Consider the following 19,970-nt stretch of genomic DNA (forward strand, 5'->3'; position numbering starts at 1 on the left):
GTTTCAATCCTCCGGCCCAGCGGCCGCCTGTTTGATCGCCGATAGGATAGCAGCCGGCCGGCTCCGCTCCGCGGCATCCCACCAACGCCGCTCGAAAACCCGTTGTTCACGCACCTGCAGGCCTTCACGCCCGAGCCAGACCCGCACCGCACCACTGTCGGCGGTGCTGAGCACTTCGGCGCCCACCGCCTGCCAGCGCTCCACCACCTCGGCACGGGGATGACCGAAGCGGTTGCGGTGGCCCGCCGAGACGATTGCCAGCCGCGGCGCGACCGCGGCCACCCACGCCGGTGTGGACGAACCGGCGCTGCCGTGGTGTGGGACGACCACCGCTTCCGCCGCCAGGCGTGCGCCCGCCTGCTGGACCAGCAGGGCTTCGCTGCGCTTTTCGATGTCACCGGCCAGCAGGATCGCCCCCTGCGGCGTCTCCAGCCGCAGCACGCAACTGCTGTCGTTGGTGGACTGCGGTTCGTCGCGCGGGGGATGCAGCACCCGGAACGTCACCCCGTCCCACTGCCAGGATTGCCCGGCATGGCAGGCCGAGGCCCGACCGCGCAGTGCATCGGGCGGCGCCTGCAGCATCGCGTCCGGAAAGCTGCGGCGGACCCCACGCAGGCCGCCGGTGTGGTCGCGGTGATCGTGGCTGATCATGATCCGGTCCAGACGGCCCTGCACCAGCGCCCGCAGGGTCGGCACCACGATCCGCTCGCCCGCGTCGAAGCCATCGTCGGCCCCGGGCCCGGTGTCGTACAGCAGCGTGTGCCGGCGCGTGCGCACGGCTACTGCCAGGCCCTGCCCGACATCCATCACGATCAGCTCCACCTCGCCCTCGCCCGGGCCATGCCGCGCCGGCCACAACAGCGGCAGGCACAGCAGCAGGGCCGGCACGCGGCCACCACTGCCGCGCGGCAGCAGCAGCCAGAACACACCGAACATGGCCGAGATCAACGCCCAGCGATTGGCCTGCGGCAACCACCACAGCGACAGCTGGCTGCGCGCGGCATACCCGAACAGCCACCAGCTCGCCTCGAAGCACCACGCCGCCAGCTGCCACGGCCAGCGTCCCGCCCCGTCGATCAGCGCCTCCAGCGCGGTGCCGAGCAGCGCCAGCGGCACCACCACCATCGTCCACCACGGAATCGCCACCAGATTCACCAGCGGCCCCGCACGCGAGGCCTGGCCGAACAGCGCCACGGTCAGCGGCAGCAGCGCCACGGTCGCCACGCCCTGCGCGCCCAGAAAACCGCGCAGCCAGCCCTCCTCACGCCCCGGCAGGCACCAGATCAGCCACAGCACGCCGGCAAAGCTCAGCCAGAAGCCCGGGGCGAGCACGGCGAGCGGATCGAACAGCAGCATCGCCAGTGCCGCCAGCGCCAGCGACTGCGCGACGGTCGCCCGGCGCCGACTACAGCGTGCAGCGGCCACCACCGCGATCATCAGCACGGTCCGCACGGTTGGCAGCGCGAAACCGGCTGCGGCGGCGTACAGCGCCGCGCCTGCGACAGCGGCTACCGCGGCGCCCATCGGCCTCGGCCAGTGCAGGCCGAGCATCGGCAGGCAGCGCCAGAGCCCGCCCGCCAGCACGGCGGCAACGCCCGCCACCACACCGACATGGAAACCGGAGATCGCCACCAGGTGGGTCACCCCCAGCGCGCGCAGATCGTCCCAGTCGGCCGGGCTCAGGCCACGGGTGTCGCCCAGCGCCAATGCCTGGACGAAGCGGCGGCCGTCGCTCTCGACCGCCGTGGCGATCGCGTCGGCCATCCGCTCGCGCCACGCAGGCAATCCGGTGGGCGCGGCCAGCGCAGCCGCCTGCGCGGGTTCCCGCACGTAGCCGCTGCCGGCAACACGGTGCCGGAGTGCGTAGCCCTCGGCATCGAACCCACCAGGATTCACCCGGCCGCGCGGGGGCCGGACGCGCACGCCGAGCGACCAGCGCTCGCCCGCGCGCAGCGTGCGCCGGCGATCATCGGCCGCGCCACGGAATCCGTCGTACCAGCCCAGGGCCAGGTCGCGGCCACGGAGTTCGGCTGGCATCGCCGGATCATCGTCCACCCGAAAGCCGAAGCGGGTGCCGCCGGGGCCGTGCTCCGGCAGGCTGGTCACCCGTCCCTGCACGACGTGGTCCACCGGCGCGGTGCCGGGGGGAAGCTGCTGGGCGAGCCCGGCGTGGCCGTGGAAGGCGGCCCAGCCGAGGCCGAAAAGGGCGGCGCCGAGCAGGCGCAGGCGGGAGGGCAGGATCCAGAGCAGGATGCCGACCGACGCCGCAGCCACGCCCCATCCCGCCGGCAGCAGCCGGGGCGCGAATACGGTCGCGCAGACGCCGACCAGCAGGGCCACGACACAGGCCTTGCCGAAGATCGGAAGATGCGTCGGCATTGCCATGACACTGGCGTGCAGCACTCGCAGCATGCGAAGCGCCCTGGAAAACCAGAGTGTCGGTCGTTGGCTACATGCTGGGTATCAGGGGGGTGTGTATTACGTTGTCGGGATACGCACAGGAAGCGCCAAGGGGAAATCACACCGCAGTGGAGGAACGCGCCCTTTCCTGTCGCCAACAAAACGCACATAGCAAAAAAGCCAACCGTATGGCTGGCTTTTCTGATGTTCCACTGCAGTCTCCGGGACTGAAGTGGTGGGCGGTACAGGGTTCGAACCTGTGACCCCTACCATGTCAAGGTAGTGCTCTACCGCTGAGCTAACCGCCCGTTTTGCTTCCCTGCCCCGCTGCGAATGCGTCGGTGCAGGCCGCGTATATTACGGACGCCCCCTGAAAAGCGCAACACTTTTGTGAAGATATTTCACAACGCGTTGTTCAGCCCAGACTGGCCTCCTTCAATTTGCGGATCTGGTCGCGGACGCGGGCGGCATCCTCGAACTCCAGATCACGCGCGTGCTGGTACATCTGCTGCTCCAGCGCCTGCAGGCGCTTGGCGATCTGGGCCGGCTCCATCGTGCGGTAATCGGCCGCCTCTTCGGCCACGCGGCCGCCCTTGCCCTTGCCCTTCCCTTTGCCGCGCGACTCCTTCTCGGCCGCTTCCGATCGCGCGCCTTCCAGCATATCGGTGATCGGTCGCAGTACCGACTTGGGCACGATGCCATGCAGTTCGTTGTATTCGACCTGCTTGGCGCGGCGGCGGTCGGTCTCGTCGATCGCCGCCTGCATCGAGCGGGTCATCTTGTCCGCATACAGGATCGCCTTGCCACGCAGGTTGCGGGCGGCACGGCCGATGGTCTGGATCAGCGAGCCGGTCGAGCGCAGGAAGCCCTCCTTGTCGGCATCCAGGATTGCCACCAGCGACACTTCGGGCATGTCCAGGCCTTCGCGCAGCAGGTTGATGCCGACCAGCACATCGAACTTGCCCAGGCGCAGGTCGCGGATGATCTCCACGCGCTCGACGGTGTCGATATCCGAGTGCAGGTAACGCACGCGGATGCCGTGCTCGGTCAGGTATTCGGTCAGGTTCTCGGCCATGCGCTTGGTCAGCGTCGTGACCAGCACGCGGTCGCCGAGCTTGATGCGTTCGTTCACCTCGGACATCAGATCGTCGACCTGGGTGCCGACCGGACGGATTTCGACCACCGGATCAATCAGGCCGGTCGGACGCACCACCAGCTCGGCAATCTCGCCCTCGGTCTCGCGCAGCTCGTACGGCCCCGGCGTGGCCGAGACGTAGATGCTGCGCGGGCACCGTTCTTCCCACTCCTCGAACCGCAGCGGACGGTTGTCCAGCGCCGACGGCAGGCGGAACCCGAACTCGACCAGGGTCTCCTTGCGCGAGCGATCGCCTTTGAACATCGCGCCGATCTGCGGGATGGTCACGTGCGATTCGTCGATCACCAGCAGCGCGTCCGGCGGCAGGTAATCGAACAGGGTCGGCGGCGGATCGCCGGCATTCTTGCCGGTGAGATGGCGCGAGTAATTCTCGATGCCGTTGCAGTAGCCGACCTCGGCCATCATCTCCAGATCGAACTGGGTGCGCTGCGCCAGGCGCTGCGCTTCCACCAGCTTGTTCTGCTCGTACAGCTGCTCCAGGCGGACTTTCAACTCCGCCTTGATCGTATCCACCGCCGACAGCACGCGCTCGCGCGTCGTGGCGTAGTGGGTCTTCGGATAGATCGTGTAGCGCATCATCTTGCGCAGGCTCTCGCCGGTCAGCGGATCGAACATGCTGATCTGCTCGACCTCGCCTTCGAACAGCTCGATGCGCACCGCCTCGCTGTCCGACTCGGCCGGGAACACGTCCACCACTTCGCCGCGCACGCGGAAGGTGCCGCGGTGCAGCTCGAACTCATTGCGGGTGTACTGCAGCTGGGTCAGGTGCTTGATCAGGTCGCGCTGGTCGATCCGCTCGCCGGTGGAGAGGATCAGCCGCATCGACAGGTAGTCCTCCGGCGCACCGAGGCCGTAGATCGCCGACACCGTCGCCACCACGATCGCGTCCGGGCGCGACAGCAGGGTCTTGGTCGCGGCCAACCGCATCTGCTCGATGTGCTCGTTGATCGAACTGTCCTTCTCGATGAAGGTGTCCGACGAAGGCACATAGGCCTCGGGCTGGTAGTAATCGTAGTAGCTGACGAAGTACTCGACCGCGTTGTGCGGGAAGAACGACTTGAACTCGCCGTACAGCTGCGCCGCCAGCGTCTTGTTCGGGGCCATCACCAGGGTCGGCTTCTGCACCTGCTGGATCACGTTGGCGATCGTATAGGTCTTGCCGGAACCGGTGACGCCGAGCAGGGTCTGCTTGGCGATGCCCGCCTCGAAGTTGGCGGTCAGTTTCTCGATGGCCGCCGGTTGGTCGCCCGCCGGCGAATACGGGGATACAAGTTGGAAACGATCGCTCATGGTGCCGCCACTGCCGGGAAGCGCCCAGTATAACGGCCGCCTTGGTGACGGCTGGTTGATGGGATCACCGACAGCAGAACGCGGCATGAACCGGCGGCGGCGGGACATCCGGACGGCCAGAGTGGACACTTCCCGCGCGCCGGACGTCCACCGTGAACCACCTCCGCTCCCTGCCCCGCCCCGCCGCCTGCGCGGGCGTGACCCTGATCCAGGCACTGGTCGCAATGGCGGTGCTGGGCATCCTCACCGGCATGGCCTTGCCGGCTATGCAGCAGACCCGGGACCGCCTGCAGGCCGACAGCCTGCGCATGCAGCTGGCTTCGGCGCTGGCCACCGCACGCAATACGGCGATCACCGAGCGGCGCCGGATCACAGTCTGTCCGACCGACGATGGCATCCACTGTAGCCGGGACTGGAGCCGGGGCTGGATGCTCCATCGGGCCGCGACGCCCTCGGGCCAGGACCCGGGACAGGACCCCATTCTGGTGCAGCTGCAGGCCCGCTCGAGGCTGAGCGCCCACGGCAGCCAGCACAAGCCCACCCTCCAGTTCCGGCCGGATGGGCAGCTCAATGGCAGTAATCAGTCGGTCATCTTCTGCCTGGACGGCAGCGCTCAAGGGAAGGTCGTGGTCAGCCGGCAAGGCCGCATCCGCAGCGAGCGGCCCCGCCGACCGGAGGCCTGCTGAGGCAGGCATCGCCGGCCCGCCAGAAACACAAAAAACAAAAGCCGCGATTGCTCGCGGCTTTTGTAGATCTGGCGCCCGAAGTTGGACTCGAACCAACGACCCCCTGATTAACAGTCAAGTGCTCTAACCGGCTGAGCTATTCGGGCGGGGTGCGCATTCTAGCCAGCATCGGCGGTGTGATGCAAGCGCTCGCGTCCGTCGGATGGAACAGCCGCGTCACCAGCAACCGGAGACGGTCTTTTCGGTCGGCGTCTTGCGCCCGGCCTGGTCCAGCGCCAGCGTGCCGCACTTGTCCTTGGCCTGGCTGCCGCCCTCGACCGGGGTGGCCTGGATGCCGAAGGTGCTGCCGGTTGGATCCTTGTCGAACGCCAGTGTGTAATGCGCGGTGCCTTCGCGCGGCGACTGCGCGAAGGCCAGCGTGGCGGCGGCATAGGTGTTGTTCACCGTGTGATAGCGCTCCAGATTCTGGGCCAGTTCGACCAGATCGGCCTTGGCCTGCGCCCGCCGCGACTTGCGTACGGAGTCCTGGTACGCCGGCAGCGCCACGGTCGCCAGGATGGCGACCACGGCCACCGTGATCATCAGTTCGATCAGGGTGAAGCCCGCGACCTGGCGGCGGAAGGAAGTGCGCATTGTCTTTCTCGTCAGGAGGGTCATCAGCGCACCTGCCGCCAGGACTGGCGACCGCAGGGACGCGGCATGTACAACGGATCGGCGCTACCGGTGCGCAGCACGTAGGTGCAGATGTCGTTCTTGAGCTGCTCATCGATCGTGCAGCCCGGATCGCCCGCCTTGCAGATGTTGCTCTTGTTGTCCGGGACGAAGATGCTGTTGTCCTTCATGGGCGGTCCGTTGCTGTCCTTGCCCCCGCTGGTCAGCTTCGCGCCCCCGCAGTTGCCGGTGCACAGCGGATCCCCACCGGGCGTGTCACTCAGCCCGCCCAGCGCGCCGGCGCCGGTCAGCAGGTTCAGCGCATACCGCCAGTTGACGCCACCGCCACCACCGCAGACGGCCTGGCCGGGCACGTAGGTATTGAAGTACACCGCACCACTCTGGATGCGCGGATTGCCGATGAAGCGCTCCCCATCGACGGTACCGCCGACGATCAGGTCGACGTACCAGCCGCGTTTGCTTACGTAGCTGACTGCGTTCTTGCTGACGTAACGGTAACCATCGCTGCCAAGCGTGATCTCCTGGGCGACCAGGTCACTCCTGCTGCCGACGGTCGTGCTCAGGTTGTCCCAGACGCTGTACAGCGAATTGATCGGAGAGTTCGAGCTGACGGCATTGTCATCGCTTGCGAAGTACTGGCCGGTACCGAACAGGATGTTGTAGCCGCGGCCGGCCGCTCGGGTCACTTCGAAACCGCCGGTGATCGGCTGGGCCACGCCGTTGCGGGTCGCGGTGAACACCGGCGCACCGCCATAGGCAACGGTCCAGTTGGCCGGATCGGCGTCGCGCAGATCGAACTTCCAGAGATTGCCCTGCATGTCGCCGCCATAGACCGTATCGACGATGCGGTTGTTGTTGTTGGCGGCCACGGCGGCAACGTTCATCAGGCCGTTGCGCAGCGCATAACCACCGCCGCTCGGAGAAATCCGGCCGATCACCTCACCGGTCTGGATGTCCACCACGAACAGCACCGGCTTGCCGCTGGAGGAATTGATGCCGTTACCGAACAGCGCCACGAAGCGCGGTGCGGTATTCGCATCGCCGCCGCTGACCGGCACGATCACCGGCTTGCCCAGTGCAAAACCCATGTCCGAATCGGTCTTGCCCGAGATCTCCCACAGCACGTCATCCTTGGTGAAGCCGGTCGGGTTGCTCACATTCAACGCGAACATCGAACCGTTACCTGCGGCCGTCGCATTCGGTGCACGGTTGGCGCCGCCGGCACCAGTCGAACCGACCAGCACGGTGTGCCACGCATCCCCGTAGTAGACATCCGAGGACGTCAGCGGACCATCGACGTAGTACCGGTGCGCATAGCTCGGGTTGGCCAGTTCCGCCATGTGCTGCAGCGAGGAGGACGGAATGAATGCCATCACCTCGCTGCCTGCCGCGGTACCCGTGGACGCGTCGAAGCCATGCAGCATGCCGTCGTTGGCACCGACGTAGAGCATGCTCGGCGGGCCACCGGCGGCCTTTTTTGCCTTCAGATAGGCGGTGTAGCGGGAGCCGAGCGTTGCTTTCCATTCGGGCGACGTGGTCCAGGAGCCGTAACCGAAGTTGTTGGCCGTCGACACGATCTCGGTCGTCGAATTGACGATGTCGCCGAGGATGGCGCTGCGCGAACGGAAGCCACTGAACGCTGCGCCCTTCAGGTAGTTCACCAGATCGGCGACGGTATGCGAGCCGAACCAGTTCGGGACCGAGCTGCTGAAGCCCATGTTGCCCAGCTGAGCGGCGCGATCGCTGCCCGGGACGTTGTTGGCCTCGAACGGTGCAGCTGCTACCGGCACCAACTGACCGCGTGCGTTGACCGTCGTCGGCGCGGTCGCCATGACGATGTTTCGTCCACTGGAGCTCATCTTGGTCGATGCCCGCCACAGCACATCGCCATCGGCCCCGAGCGGACCCACCTTGGTCGCGACCACGTCGCCGGTCCAGTCGTTCGTGCCCGAGGGCACCTTGTAGCTGGCCGAGATCGTGAAGGAACCCTTGCTGATGCGTGCGCCGGTACCACCACCGCCCACGGGCGCATCGCCCTCGGCGGCGCTTTCGAAGATGGCCTCCAGCGCCGCCTTCAGCTTGGCCGGGTTGCGCGCCAGGAAGTAATTGTCCGGCACACCGGCTTCCTTGGTATCCCACTTGCCGCTGGGAACGCCGTATTTGGCGGCGTACCAGAGCGGGCTCTGGAGCTGGTTGGCCTGGGTGCCGCCGAGCTTGTAGCGGACCACAGAGGGCTTGGTCCAGTCATTCGGCGGATTCTCCGTGGAGCTGATCACCGAGCCGTTGCTGTTGCCGGGACGCAGCAGCAACCGCTGCACGTTGTTGGCTGCGTTGGAACCGACGATGGTGTACCCGGTGAGCATCGCATTGCCTGCATAGGCCGAGAGATTCTCCAGGCGGACCAGCACCTCGTCTTCACCAATGGTCGCATTCAACAACTGGTTGGAACACACCGCGTTGTTCGGAGAACGCCAGCACATGTCGGCGATCCCGGTCTTGTCACCGCAGGCAGCGCCAACGCAGTAGCTCATCATCGTCACGACGTCATTGTCGTGGTCGTTGCCCCACAGCGAATCCTCCCAGACCAACGAGAAGCTGCCGGACTTGGCATCGGCACGATACGGGCGGCCATATATGTGCTTTGGCGAGACCGCGGCCTGCTTGGTGCCGATACCCACCGAGCCCAGGAAACAACTCCGCCAGCCGGAATCCGCGGCCTTGGCGCTACCCGTGTTGTTCGCCTGGCACAACGGGGAAAGCGAGATCGTGCCACCGGCGACACTGATGTCGAATTTGGGCAGGTTCTCGGCCATGGCCACGGTGTACGTGGTCGCGGTGACCTTGTAATCCGCCGGCTTGCCCGCCAGACCGGGCCGCATGTCGGTCTCCGCTGCGGCCTTGGCCAAGCCTGCAATCAGGTAGCTGCCCTCGGTGGACGGAATATCCGGGCAAATACCACGGACGAGGCTGAGCTGGTTGACCGTCAGCGCCTTGCAGATGTCCTCGTGGGTACTGAGCGAGGCGTAGCGCGGGGTCGCACCGACACGGCCGGCGAGGTAGCTCTTTCCATTGATGCCTTCGGCTGCGCCGAGCGCGTCGGTGGCTGCCTCGGCCGAAGCCAGGTGCGGTATGGAACCGACGTTGTCGCTGTCGAACGAGGGCAGGCCCGACGACATCACCAGGATGTTGCAGGTCGCGCAGTAGGAATTGCCCCCCTGTGCCGGGGTGCGATACGGATCCTTCCATTCCACACCTTTCGGGAGCCCGGACAGGTCTCCGGTGTCGCCGTACACCTTGGTCCCGGCACCCACGTAGCGCAGCGCCTCGGCATACATCTCCGCCAGCGGATTACCCCAGGCACTGCACTTCTTGGCCTTGTCGCCCGACGTGCCAGGATCCAGCAGATTGCCACGGTCGCCGAAGCCTTGACGGTTGAGAATGCTGTAGTCGTTGCAGTCGTTCCAGTTGTTGCTCCAGTTCCACTGGTCGATGCGGAAGTTGGACATCGTATTGATGATGCCCTCGGCCTCACTGTTCCGTGCCAGACAGAGTTGTCCCGTGGCAAGATTGATCTCATCGCCGATATCACAGAGTTTGGTGCCATTACCCGCGATCTTGCCGATGTTCTTGCGCAGAACGCCACCGTCACGCGGACTGGAATACGTGCCGCTCACCAGACCGAAGCGCAGGCGCCCGCTCTCACCGTACGTCTGCAGCAGGCCGCTGGGCTTGTAGTGATCGGTGGTGCCGTCGTTGTATTTCCGGCAGAAGGCCTCACGATGGCTGTCCTTGCCGGGATCGCAGACTTCCACCCGCACGGTGTAATCGGACACGCCCTTGGGCGTATCCGCGCCGCCCTCACCACTGCGATTGACGCCGCACTGGTAGGACGCCGTCGACGCCCATTCGGACCAGTTACCATTGGCCACGCGCATGAGCGGCGCGCCGCCCGCTCCGATGGTGGCATTGCAGAAAGAGGCGCTCGCGCTCAGCGGCGTGAACTTGTTGATGTCCGAGCCGGTATAGATCTTGACCCACGCATGCAGATCGTTGGGGATCTGAGCACGCTCGATCACAGTCTTGTTGGGGGCGTCCGTGGAGCGCTGCCCGCCATAAAGCACGTAACGCATCACATCCAGACGGCTCATCGTCACCCAGTTAAGGAAGTTTCCCGACCATGCACCGCTGCACTCGTGCTTTTTTTCCCCCGCCCCCGTCGCTGGGCCTGACGCTTTGAATACGCCGCTGGCGTAGCCGTAGCAGAGGTTCGAGTCGAAATAGCCCGAGTACGAGAAATTGTTCTGGTACGTCGTATCGATGATCTTGTCATCGTCCAGATCGCTGTAGTCGCTGTACGCTTTGTTGAACAGCTGCTCATCGCGCGACATCACCATCATCATCAGCGGCGGCTGGCTCTGCTTGGTGTACAGCGGTTCCTGGGCGAGGTCGTAATCGCCGAGCGCGGCGCGCAGCGGCACCACGCGGCTGAGCAGGAAGCCCAGCACCAGGACACCGAAACCGATACGCAGCCAGGTGATGGTGCGCTTGCTGAAGTGGAAGCGATCAGAGGTCATGGGATATAGATCGTGTCGACGACCGCACTGGCCGAGGGGTTGTCCGCGTCATCACTGGCCAATGCCGTGATCTGGTAGATGTTGCCGGTGTCTTCGTTCTCGGGCTGGCCCTCAAGGACACTGCCACCGGCCGTGAAGCACTTGTCCAGCCGCCGTGTATAGGTGGCCTTCGTGTCGCTGGTGCCGTCGGCCCAGGTCAGCGGATCGAAGATCGGACTGCACTCTTCCTGGTCGGCGCTGTAGGTCTCACCGCCGGCCAGCGTCGTCTCGATCGTGCTCTCCATCGAACGCGCATCTGCCTCGGCGTTCTGGAAGGCCAGGTTGGTACGCAGGTAGTTGGCGGCCATGCGCTCCTGCATACCGGTCACCTGCATCCCGGCCACGCCGAGCAGGGCCAGCAGGATCAGGATGATCAGGGCGACATACAGCACGGCGCCATCCTGGCGGCGGGGTGCGGTGAAGGGCTTGCGACGCATGGCCATGGAGACCTCAGTTGCCGTAGAGGCGGTTACGCACCGCGATCGTGGTCTGGTAGACCGTGCGGAACCGGCCGTCCTTCGGTGCAGTGAAGGTCACCCCAAGCGCGGTCAACGCGGCAGCGGTATTGGCCTGCGCTGCCGCGGAGGGATCCGGGCTTTCCAGCACCAGGCCCAGCTGCACCGCGCCGACCCGGCGCCATGCCGCGTCAGCCGGGCTGAGTGACGCGTCCACGTCCGCCGCGGTGCCCTGGCGGTCGATGAAGCCGCTGGGTGCGCCGGTCGCGCTCAGCGCGTGGTCCTGGCCGTACAACAGCTGCATGTTCCGGACGCCTTCGACCAGCGCTTCGGGCTGGCCGGCAGCCAGCGCACCGCCTGGAGCGGCATCGAAACGCACCCGATACAGCGAACTCTGCTTGGTCGTCGCGTCGTACCCGATGTAATAGACCACGCTCTCGGCGCGGTAGAGCACCGACTGGCCGGCGGTGTACAGCGTGGCGAAGCTGGTGCTGTTGTTCGGTGCCGTGTCGAAACGCACGGTGCCGGCGGTACTGCTGACGGCACTGGCCTGGAACACCGTGGCCGACACGCAGTCGGCCACGCCGAACAGGCCCGGCGTCGGCACCCCGCTCTGCAGCACCGCCCAGCGGCCGGTATCGAACGAGAAGGTGGGCTTGTCATCCGTGCCGCCGATGCTGGTCACCGGCACCCCGTCAGGCACCAGGAAGCGCAGTGCGACGATATCGCTGCCGTCGACGCGGTTGGTCAGCGCCGCGGCGTATTCGGTCGGCAGCGCGGGGGTGTACTCGACGCCGCCGGTCGCGGGCGTGGCGCTCAGGGTCAGCGGATCGCCCGGTTTGGTATCGGCGGCCTCATAGCCCTGGATGGACTGCGTGAAGTCCAGCGCAGGGTGGGCACCGGCGGTGAACGTGGTGTGCAGCGAACCGGGGTTGTTGATGCTGTGGCTCTGGTCGTTCACGCAGCCGAAGTGGCCGGCCATGCGCAGGTCGCGCTGCAGGAAGTCCATCGCGAAGCGTCCGTTCTCCTGCACGCGGGCCAGGCCTTCGGACAGGCGCGAGGCGGTGCGGGACGCGGCGAACACCTGCATCAGGCCCAGCAGCAGGACCAGGCCGATGACCATGGCGATCATCAGCTCGACCAGCGACAGGCCCGCGCTGGTGCGATGGAAGGCAGGCGCGCGCCTCACAGCCGGGTCCCCGCCGAGAAGGTGGTATCGGCCGCATCCAGCCAGCGCTCATCGCCCCAGCTGACGTTGACCGTGATCTCGTCCCCGTCGCGGGTGACACTGGCGCTGGCTTCGTCGCCCAGCGCCTTGCCCAGCCGGCAGCGCCAGTCCGTCATGTACGCATCCTTGGTGATCTCCGCGCCGGTGGGTGAGACACAATCGGCGGCCTTGGTGGTTGCCGCATAGGTGCCGACGTAGGTCCCGGCATTGATGCGGTTGATCCGGATCTGATCCAGCAGCTCGTAACTCAGGTTGGTCGCCTGGGTGCGGAAATTCGCGCTCTGCACGAACCGCACGTTCATGGTCTGCAACAGGGCGAAGCCGAGCAGGCCGATGCTCATCACCACGATCGCGATCAGCACCTCGATCATGGTGAAGCCGCCCTGCCCTGCGCGACGCGCGCCAAGGTGTCTTGCCCTCACTTGCAGCTCTCCTTTTCCACGCGCACCTGCCCCACTGCCGACAGCCGCAGCGTGCGCTGCAGCGGCTGGTCGCCGCATTCGTCAGGCTTCAGGGTGATGTCCAGCGCCGCGGCGGCGCGATTGCGACCGCGGCCATCGAAGGCCACGATCAGGTTGTCCTTGCTGCCGAGCATCTTGGGCGAGCCGGCGGAGTAGCGCAGGACCTGCTCGCCGGCGTCGAAGCTGCCACTGCCGTCGGCATCGGACCAGACCATCCAGCCGTCGCCCCAGCTGTCGCCGTTGCATCCGGTGCCTTCGGTGGAGGCGCACACGCCGGCACCGCGGGTGTTCTTCAGCGCTTCACTGCGCGCCAGTGCGAGCGAGGCCATCAATTCGTTGGTGGTGGTGGCCGCGCGATTGGAGCGCAGCACGCCCTGGAAGCTCGGCATGCCAAGCGTGATCAGGATGGCAAGCACCGCGATGGTGACCATCAACTCGATCAGTGTGAAGCCGTTGGACCGGCGCAAAGACATGAAACGCTCCCCAGCGTTGATGACACAGAAGATGAACGCCCCGCCGCCGATCAGCAAGCGGCGGCAGGACGAACGGTCGCCCGGAGGCGACAGGCGTCAATCAGTTGACGCAGAACAAGGCCAGCGGCGGGGCCCCTGCCCGCCGCCGGCCGGGTCACGGCCTCAGGCCATGACCTTGTAGCAGGGCTGGTACTCGCCCGAGATCTTCATGCGGCGCTGCTCGACGAAGGCGCGCAGCAGCTCGTCCAGGGCCTGCATCATGTCCGCATCGCCATGGATCTCGAACGGACCGAACTGCTCGATGCGACGCATCCCGTCTTCCTTCACGTTGCCGGCGACGATGCCGGAGAACGCACGACGCAGGTCGGCGGCCAGGGCATGCGGCGGGCGGCCGTGGTGCAGGTCCAGCGCGGCCATCGCCTCGTGGGTCGGCACGAACGGCTGCTGGTACTCCCACGGAATCTCGATCGACCAGTTGAAGAAGAACGAGTCCTTCTGCGCCAGGCGGTGCTCGCGCACGCGCTTGATGCCCTGGGCCATCTTGCGGGCCACGTTGACCGGGTCGCCGATGATGATCTCGTAGCGGCTGGCGGCTTCTTCACCCAGGGTGAGGCGGATGAAGCGGTCGATCTGCTCGAAGTACGGCGCGGCCACGGTCGGCCCGGTCAGGATCAGCGGGAACGGCAGGTTCTTGTTCTCGTCGCGCAGCAGGATGCCCAGCAGGTACAGGATCTCCTCGGCGGTGCCGACGCCGCCAGCGAACACGATGATGCCGTGGCCGATACGCACGAACGCTTCGAGGCGTTTCTCGATGTCCGGCATGATCACCAGGTGGTTCACGATCGGGTTCGGCGATTCGGCGGCGATGATGCCCGGCTCGGTCAGGCCGATGTACCGCGTGGTGGTCTTGCGCTGCTTGGCATGGGCGATGGTGGCGCCCTTCATCGGACCCTTCATCGCACCCGGACCGCAGCCGGTGCAGATGTCCAGCCCACGTAGGCCCAGCTCGTAGCCGACCTGCTTGGTGTACAGATACTCATCGCGGCCGATCGAGTGGCCGCCCCAGCACACGACCAGGTTCGGGTCGCCCGGGTTGAGGATGCGCGCATTGCGCAGCAGCCCGAACACCGCGTTGGTGATGCCTTCGGAGGATTCCAGCTCGGCCGCGTAGGCCGGGCCCATCTCGATGGCCATGTAGGCCAGGTCGCGGACCACGGCGAACAGCAGCTCGGCGACGCCGCGGATGATCTCGCCATCCACGAACGCCATCGCCGGCGCGTTGACCAGGTCGATGCGCACGCCGCGATCCTGCTGCGCCACCTGGATGTCGAAATCGGGGTACAGATCGCGCGCCGCGCGCGGATCGTCGGAGGCACTGCCGCTGGTCAGCACGGCCAGCGCGCAGCGGCGCAGCAGCTCGTGCATGCCGCCGCCGGATGCATCGCGCAGGCGTGCCACCTCGGCGCGCGACAACACATCCAACCCACCGCGCGGGTAGATCCGCGCGTCCTGCACCGGCAGCGTACGCGCCGGTTTTTCGTTGATCGTCATGTCCATCTTTTTCGCTTTCCTCAAGGTTACCGACTGTACCGCTGCCCCCTTAAAAAGCAAAACGGCCGGGAAACCCGACCGTTTGGATGTGTCCTGACCGCGACAGGGGCACTGGGCCGTCGCAATTGCGTCGATTTCCGCGCAACTAGACGAAGATACATCCTCGAAGACGTTCTGGCAAGAAAGTCGATGCGCCCTGTCGCCGGCAATGCCGCTAAAAAAAGAAAGCGGCCAGGTTGCCCCGGCCGCTTCCACTTACTGCTTCAGGTTCTGAAAGATCAGAACTTGTATTTCAGGGTCAGCTGCATCGACCAGCGCGACACGGCGGTGTTGCCCTTGTCGTTGTTGTTTTCCTGGATCGCAGAGCTGTCCGCACCGGTGAACGAGTACACGTACTTGCCGGTGGCCGGATCGATACCAGCGTAGTTGGCCACACGGCGGGTCGAGTAGAAGCCGTAGTCGTCGATCAGGCCCCACTTCTTGTTGATCAGGTTGCCGACATTCATGATGTCCAGCGCGATCTCACCCTTGTGGCTCTTCACGAAGCCCGGGAATTCCTGACTGATACGGACGTCGAAGGAGTTGGTCCACTTGGAGCGGTGCTCGTTTGCCGGGACCACGCCGCCACGGTAGGCATCGAGTTCCGGATTCTGCGCCAGCCAGTCGAAGAACTGCTTCTCCATCGCCGCGCCGCCGGTGAACAGCACGTCACCCGGACCCTTCGGCACGTAGAACAGGTCGTTGGTGGTGGCACCGTCGCCGTTCGCATCGTTGTAGAAGATGTAGCTGTACGGACGACCCGAACGGCCTTCGTAGAACATGCCGACGCGGGTAGCGTTGTCACCGAAGAAGTTGTGCTTCCACTCCAGGGTACCGGTGATGCGGTCCTTGATCGCGTAACGCGAGTTGTAGGCCACGTTCTCGTTGGCATTGAAGATCATCGTGTTGTTCCAGTTCGAGGTGTTCTGCGAGCTGGACAGCGGGCTGACTTCTTTGGACTGGGTGTAGGTGTAACCCAGCGACCAGCCCCAGTTTTCGGTCAGCGGCTTGGCCAGCGCGAAGGTCGCCTGGGTGCCACGGCCCTTGTCGGTGTTGCGCATGACCAGCACGTCGCCGATGTCACCCGGGCGGTTGGCGCGGTCGACAGCAGACTTGGTACCGGTGGTGATGCCGTAGTCCACACCCTTGTCGATACGGGTGTTGGCCTGGTTGCGGCCTGCGGCGTTCCAGTAGATCGCACGGCCGTCGGGACCGTAGGTGGTCGGCGCGGAGACGTCCAGACGGTCGAAGTAGATGCCGTCCTTGACCTTGGTCACCAGTACTTCGGCCGAGGCCACGATGCCATACCACGGCAGTTCATGGTCGAACGCCAGGTTGGCCTTCCACACCGACGGCAGGCGGGTGCCCGGGGCGATGATGTCCACATTTTGGCGCGCCGACGCTGGGCCACCGGCCGGAACGTACGGGTTGTTGCCATCCGGAGTGAAGGAGCCCACCGGCGGATTGCGCTGGTCATACTCGATGTAGTTCAGACCGGTGTTCTGGTACGCACCGGCCAGCCACACGTTCGGGGCCGCGCCGCCGAACAGGCCAACGCCACCGCGCAGCTGGGTTGGACGATCACTGTCGAAAGTGTAGTTGAAGCCGACACGCGGCTGCACCAGGTTCTTGTCGACCAGCTGGGTGTTGTTGAAGCCGTACAGCTGTTCGATACGCGGGTTGTACAGGCGCTGGGTGCTGAAGTCCGGCATGTCCACGCGGACGCCGAACATCAGGCTCAGGTTGTAGTTGATCGCCCAGGTATCCTGCACGAACACACCCGTGTTCTTCAGGGTGAAATCGGCCGGGATGTCACTGCGACTGCCATCGGCGCGCGGAGCGCGCAGCTGGTAACGCGCCGCGTTGCCAGCCAGGAAATCATTGACGCTGTTGAATTCGTACACGCCGTTGAGGTTGCGGCCGTAGAAATTCATCAGGTCGTTCTTCGAGTAGTCGAAGCCGAACTTGACGGTGTGGTCGCCGACATACCAGGTACCGGCACCGAAGGCGCTCAGCTCCTTGGATTCGACGATGTTGACGTGGGTGTTCTGCTCGGTACCGACGTACAGGGAGTCGTTGCCCGAGCGGATGCGGATCTGCGGCATGTCGACCAGCGGAATACGGTTGGCCGAGTAATCCTTGTGCGAGACCTTGAACTCGGTCGAGAAGTTCTCGGACCAGTCGCTGAACAGTTCGCCCATCCAGGTTTCATACTGGGTCGGCTGCTGGTACCAGAAGTTGCTCAGCGAGATGGCGCTGCTGCTGACCTGCGGGAAGCGAACGACGTTCTGCTCCATCTTGTTGTAGCGCAGGGCCGCACGGTGGTTCTCGTTGATGTTCCAGTCCAGCTTGACCGCGTATTCTTCGATCTCGGTCTTGCTGCTCGGCGCAGTCAGGGAGCCCGGATCGTAGCCCAGGTTGCCCAGGTAGTTCTGGACGCTGGTGATCTGGTCCTGGGTGATGGTGCCCTTGCCGATCGGGGTGTCGCTCAGGCTGATGCCGGCGGCCGAACGCTCATACTTTTCGTAATTGCTGAAGAAGAACAGCTTGTCCTTGATGATCGGGCCGCCGAAGGTCATGCCATAGGTCTTCTCGTCTTCAAAGCCGTTGAAGTCCTGCTTGTCACCTTCCAGACGCGAACGGACCATGTCCTTGTCGCGGTAGGAACCGTAGACGGTGCCATGGAATTCGTTGGTGCCCGACTTGGTCACAGCATTGATCACCGCACCGGTACCGCCGGCGATGGTCGTGTCGTAGTTGGCCAGGTCGATGTTGATTTCCTGGATGGCGTCCATCGACACCGGCTGACGCTCGGTCGGCAGGTTGTTGGAGCCCAGGCCGAACGGATCGGAGGCGCTGATACCGTCGATGCGGATGGCGTTGTAACGGGTGTTCTGGCCGCCAGCCGAGATCGCGCCGTCAGCCTTGCTGACCTGCGAGATGCGCGGGTCCAGACGCACGTAATCCTGGATGTTGCGGTTCGCGGACGGCAGCGCGTCCATCGTTTCGCGGGTCACGTTGGAGCCGGTGCCCATCTTGGTCGCGCTGAAGACGTCCAGGCCGCCAGCAACGGCGACGACGTTGACGGCGCCCAGGTTGGTGGCCGCGATGTCACCCGCCAGGTTGGCGTTGATCGTGTTCACCTGGTTCAGGTTGAGGTACACACCCTCTTCGGTCTTGGTACCTTCACCGGGCTTGTTGATGGTGATGGTGTACGGACCACCCACGCGCAGGCCGCGCGCGTTGTAACGACCCGATGCATCGGTCGTGGCGCGGCTGACCGTGCCCGACTCGGTGTGCGTGATGGTGACTTCTGCACCAGCGACAGGCGCGCCTGCAGCCGACGTGACCTGACCGCCGACACCGGCAGAGGTGCTCTGGGCGAAGGCGGGAGCGGCGGCAAGTGCAGCCACGAGACCAAGCGTCAGCTTGGACATCCGGAGACAACGGGAGTGGGTCATTGGGGAGTAGCCTCGATGCGAGATTGGCGATGGCGGAGAAAAAAACGCGCCCAAGCAGCCTTGCTGGCGGCTGACTGGACTTTTATCTGGGTTCCCTAGCCGCGAGCTGGTTTCAGCCGCAACGGTTAACACTAGATTAACACGATAGCCTTGGATTGTGACGGTTTGGCGACAAAACACACGCCCTCACAACGGAATCGTGACGCCATCTTCACATCTGTTTGTGACCGGCTGAATGCAGGCCGTTGAAGGCGTTCAGCGGGGTCGAGACGGTTTTTCGCGGGTTGGCTGGGGAGCCGGCCAGCGGCCGGCACTACCGGGGCGGCCGGTCGGCACCGAGCGCCCTGCGGGCGACGCCCTCAGGCGTCGAGAATCTGGCCGCGGTGCGCGGCGCCCGCGGCGGACAGCAACAGGACCGCCGCGGCGGCGCAGTCGGCCGGGTCCCGGGCGGTGCGGTCCTCGTCCAGCGAGAACGCGCGGGCCCGCAGGGCCGTGCGCATCGGCCCGGGCTGCAGGCCGCTGACCCGTACCGGGCTGCGGCCGAGTTCGTCATGCAGGGAGGCGATCAGTCCGCGCAAGCCATGCTGGGCCGCGCCGTAGCCACCCCAGTAGGCCTGCCCTACCCGCGCGGGATCGTCCACGGTGAACACCAGGGCGGCATCGTCGCGCTGGCGCAGCAGCGGCAGGCAGGCCTGGGCCAGCCAGGCCGGGGCGGTCAGGTTCACGTGGACCGCGCGGGCGAAGGCGGCCGGATCGGCCAGTTCGAACGGGGTCAGCCCGGCGAAATCGGCCGCGCAGTAGAGCACCCCGTCCAGCTGGCCCAGCTCGGACTGCAGGCGCTCGGCCAGGGTGGCGTAGTCGTCGGGGGTCGCGCCTTCCAGATCCAGCGGATACAGCAGCGGCTCCGGGCCGACGGCTTCGACCGCGGCATAGACCCGGTCCAGCCGGCGCGGTTTGCGCCCCAGCAGCACCACGGTCGCCCCGGCCTGCGCGCAGGCCACGGCGGTGGCGCTGCCCAAGCCTCCCCCGGCCCCGGCAACAAGAATGACGCGATCGGCGAGCGATCCGGTCCCGACCACCACGGACGGGACCGCACTCACGGCTGGGAGGCCTCTTCGACGATGCGCTTGAGCTCGCCGGATTCGAACAACTCCAGCACGATGTCGCAGCCACCGATCAGCTCGCCGTGAATGAACAGCTGCGGGAAGGTCGGCAGATTGGAGAAGCGCGGCAGGTTGGCGCGGATCTCAGGCTCTTCCAGCACGTTGACCGTGCGAAGCGCGATCGCGCCGGCGGCCATCAACGCCTGGAGGGCACGGCTGGAAAAGCCGCACATGGGATATTGCGGGGTGCCCTTCATGAACAACACGAGGGGGTAACGTTCGACTTCGGACTGGATCTGCTGCATCACCGCCACAACGACTCTCCCTCCAATGGGACAACCCGGCCTCACCGGTCGGATAGACTTCCCTGACCGCCATTGTA

Annotated in this window: 13 protein-coding genes and 2 tRNA genes; 1 reads left to right on the forward strand and 14 read right to left on the reverse strand. The window is 65.5% G+C overall.

What is annotated here, in order from left to right; translation table 11 throughout:
- Positions 1-3: 3 nt before the first annotated feature.
- The 3 genes from HDC96_RS06885 to uvrB form a co-directional block, all read right to left on the reverse strand.
- The gene (locus HDC96_RS06885) at positions 4-2,379 is read right to left on the reverse strand and encodes a DNA internalization-related competence protein ComEC/Rec2 (RefSeq protein WP_257018604.1); all 2,376 of its coding nucleotides are present in this window, start codon (positions 2,377-2,379) and stop codon (positions 4-6) included.
- Between the two features lie 254 nt (positions 2,380-2,633).
- Positions 2,634-2,708, reverse strand: a tRNA-Val gene (locus HDC96_RS06890).
- A gap of 107 nt (positions 2,709-2,815) precedes the next feature.
- A complete protein-coding gene (gene uvrB, locus HDC96_RS06895; RefSeq protein WP_179459288.1) occupies positions 2,816-4,846 on the reverse strand; it encodes an excinuclease ABC subunit UvrB in 2,031 nt (676 codons plus the stop codon).
- 152 nt (positions 4,847-4,998) lie between these two features.
- Between uvrB and HDC96_RS06900 the strand changes: the two genes are divergently transcribed.
- Positions 4,999-5,532, forward strand: a complete 534-nt coding sequence (locus tag HDC96_RS06900) for a GspH/FimT family pseudopilin (protein ID WP_179459289.1) — start codon at positions 4,999-5,001, stop codon at positions 5,530-5,532.
- A 69-nt stretch (positions 5,533-5,601) separates the two neighbouring features.
- On the opposite strand, the gene HDC96_RS06905 is transcribed toward HDC96_RS06900, so the two are convergent.
- The 11 genes from HDC96_RS06905 to grxD all read right to left on the reverse strand — a co-directional run bounded on the left by HDC96_RS06905 (position 5,602) and on the right by grxD (position 19,902).
- Positions 5,602-5,678, reverse strand: a tRNA-Asn gene (locus tag HDC96_RS06905).
- A gap of 70 nt (positions 5,679-5,748) precedes the next feature.
- Positions 5,749-6,165, reverse strand: a complete 417-nt coding sequence (locus HDC96_RS06910) for a type IV pilin protein (protein ID WP_179459290.1) — start codon at positions 6,163-6,165, stop codon at positions 5,749-5,751.
- Positions 6,166-6,188: 23 nt separating this feature from the next.
- Positions 6,189-10,778, reverse strand: coding sequence for a PilC/PilY family type IV pilus protein (locus HDC96_RS06915; RefSeq protein WP_179459291.1), 4,590 nt, complete (start codon positions 10,776-10,778; stop codon positions 6,189-6,191).
- Complete coding sequence (locus HDC96_RS06920) at positions 10,775-11,260, reverse strand: PilX N-terminal domain-containing pilus assembly protein (protein ID WP_179459292.1); 486 nt, start codon at positions 11,258-11,260, stop codon at positions 10,775-10,777. Before HDC96_RS06920 ends, HDC96_RS06915 begins: the two co-directional genes overlap by 4 nt.
- Positions 11,261-11,267: 7 nt before the next feature.
- Positions 11,268-12,461, reverse strand: a complete 1,194-nt coding sequence (locus HDC96_RS06925) for a PilW family protein (RefSeq protein WP_343202997.1) — start codon at positions 12,459-12,461, stop codon at positions 11,268-11,270.
- Positions 12,458-12,922, reverse strand: a complete 465-nt coding sequence (gene pilV / locus HDC96_RS06930) for a type IV pilus modification protein PilV (protein ID WP_343202998.1) — start codon at positions 12,920-12,922, stop codon at positions 12,458-12,460. The genes HDC96_RS06925 and pilV overlap by 4 nt, the downstream gene beginning before the upstream one ends.
- On the reverse strand, positions 12,919-13,434 hold the full coding sequence (locus tag HDC96_RS06935; protein ID WP_179459294.1) for a Tfp pilus assembly protein FimT/FimU: 516 nt from the start codon (positions 13,432-13,434) through the stop codon (positions 12,919-12,921). Before HDC96_RS06935 ends, pilV begins: the two co-directional genes overlap by 4 nt.
- Positions 13,435-13,596: 162 nt before the next feature.
- The gene (gene ppnN, locus HDC96_RS06940; protein WP_179459295.1) at positions 13,597-14,985 is read right to left on the reverse strand and encodes a nucleotide 5'-monophosphate nucleosidase PpnN; all 1,389 of its coding nucleotides are present in this window, start codon (positions 14,983-14,985) and stop codon (positions 13,597-13,599) included.
- Positions 14,986-15,263: 278 nt separating this feature from the next.
- Positions 15,264-18,485 (reverse strand): carboxypeptidase regulatory-like domain-containing protein, encoded by a 3,222-nt coding sequence (locus HDC96_RS06945; RefSeq protein ID WP_179459296.1) that lies wholly within the window; start codon positions 18,483-18,485, stop codon positions 15,264-15,266.
- Positions 18,486-18,844: 359 nt separating this feature from the next.
- On the reverse strand, positions 18,845-19,585 hold the full coding sequence (locus tag HDC96_RS06950; RefSeq protein ID WP_179459297.1) for an SDR family NAD(P)-dependent oxidoreductase: 741 nt from the start codon (positions 19,583-19,585) through the stop codon (positions 18,845-18,847).
- Positions 19,582-19,902, reverse strand: coding sequence for a Grx4 family monothiol glutaredoxin (gene grxD, locus HDC96_RS06955; RefSeq protein ID WP_176989582.1), 321 nt, complete (start codon positions 19,900-19,902; stop codon positions 19,582-19,584). Before grxD ends, HDC96_RS06950 begins: the two co-directional genes overlap by 4 nt.
- Between the last annotated feature and the right edge of the window lie 68 nt (positions 19,903-19,970).

It is taken from the genome of Stenotrophomonas sp. JAI102, assembly GCF_013409105.1.
Lineage (GTDB): Bacteria > Pseudomonadota > Gammaproteobacteria > Xanthomonadales > Xanthomonadaceae > Stenotrophomonas > Stenotrophomonas maltophilia_AA.